Raw genomic sequence first — 653 nt, 5'->3', positions numbered from 1 at the left:
GACAAATCAAGGAGCTCCAGGTCAGGTTAGATGAGGCTGAAGCAGCTGCTCTCAAGGGTGGCAAGAAGATCATCCAGAAACTCGAACAGAAGGTTCGGGAACTGGAGACAGAACTGGACAATGAACAAAGACGTCATTCCGAAGCTGCCAAGAATGTCAGGAAATCAGAGCGTCGCGTCAAGGAGTTGCAATTCCAGGCCGAAGAGGACCGCAAGAACCAAGAACGCATGCAAGACCTTGTAGACAAACTGCAACAGAAGATCAAGACATACAAGAGACAGATTGAGGAGGCCGAAGAAATTGCTGCTCTGAATCTGGCCAAATTCCGCAAAGTCCAACAGGAGTTGGAAGACGCTGAAGAGCGTGCAGATATGGCAGAGAACGTTGCCGCCAAGCTCCGTGCCAAGAACCGCAGTTCCGCATCCGTCGGTAGAGCAATGAGCCCAGTACCCATGGGAAAACCAGGGCGCAAATCCAAAATTGATGAAGAGTAAATGAAGGAACCACTGTAATTACATTATAGCCATCGGGTGTTCACCTTCTCCCAGGTAAATTCGCCCACGTCGTCGATCCACTACTTCTCCCTGTTCACTGTGTGCCCCGCCCCATCAATATAGAAGGAGGAGTCCAAGAAACATTAGATTCAGCAGATC

General features: G+C 49.8%; 1 protein-coding gene. It reads left to right on the top strand.

Annotation, left to right across the window (positions count from 1 at the left end; genetic code table 11):
• The coding region (locus tag BB427_RS05050) for a hypothetical protein (protein ID WP_139119017.1) at positions 1–494 on the top strand (494 nt) is incomplete at its 5' end.
• Positions 495–653: the final 159 nt, after the last annotated feature.

The sequence above is a fragment of the Pseudoalteromonas sp. BMB genome (genome assembly GCF_001709235.1).
Taxonomy (GTDB): Bacteria; Pseudomonadota; Gammaproteobacteria; order Enterobacterales; family Alteromonadaceae; genus Pseudoalteromonas; species Pseudoalteromonas maricaloris.
This window is presented reverse-complemented; position numbering and strand designations above follow the sequence as displayed.